This is a genomic window from Streptomyces sp. KR55 (assembly GCF_052245645.1).
GTDB classification, from domain to species: domain Bacteria; phylum Actinomycetota; class Actinomycetes; order Streptomycetales; family Streptomycetaceae; genus Streptomyces; species Streptomyces flavusporus.
In genome coordinates this window covers 1-749 of the sequence record NZ_JBQQCE010000991.1, presented here as the reverse complement: position 1 = coordinate 749, position 749 = coordinate 1, and the positions used below count along the sequence as shown (strand labels likewise).

1 protein-coding gene is annotated in these 749 nt (G+C 68.5%); it reads left to right on the top strand.

Going from position 1 to position 749, the window contains the following annotated elements:
• Nucleotides 1-81: 81 nt before the first annotated feature.
• Nucleotides 82-749: phage major capsid protein (locus ACTWQJ_RS51970; RefSeq protein ID WP_443313294.1), on the top strand; the 668-nt coding region annotated here is incomplete at its 3' end.

Genomic DNA, 749 nt, shown 5'->3' with positions numbered 1-749 from the left:
TAAACTACGGGTGTAGTCGGAGACCGGCTGAGCGGCACTTGAGCCCCGGGTCTCCATCCAACTCTGTGGATGGAGACCCTCATGGGTGTTCTGGAACGTCTTCGCGCACGGCGCGAGCAGCTGCTGACCGAGGCCCGCGCGGTGGTCGATCCGGCCGCCGACATGAAGCGGGAGATGACCGCCGACGAGCAGCGGCGGTACGACGGGCTGGTCGACGAGATCGACCGTCTCGACGAGCGCATCAAGGAAGTGTCCGACGGCGAGCGGCGCGCGGCGGATGCTGCCGCGGCCATGGGCCGGTACTCGAGTGGCCGCCGCTACCGGCGTAACGATGAACTCGCCGACAGCTTCCGGTCGATGATCCTGGAGCGGAATCCGCGGCCGATCGATGTGCATTGGGAGGAGCCGCGTTCGGCCTATCAGCCGGGTGTGGAGCGCCGCGACCTGGTGACCACCGCGCCGGCGAACATGTCGCCCGTGTCGTTCTACGGCCAGCTCGTCGAGCACATGGTGGAGTCCTCGGCGGTGCTCCGCGCGGGCGCCACGCTGCTCACCACCACGTCGGGTGAGACGCTGCGGGTGCCTCGCACCTCCGCGCTGTCGACGGCCGCGATCGTTTCCGAGGCGGCCGCGATCCCCGAGTCTGACCCGACGCTGTCGAGCGTCAGTCTGGGCGCGTTCAAGTACGGGTTCCTGGTGCAGGTGTCCACCGAGCTCGTGCAGGACGCCGGGGTCGACCTTGAGGGCTA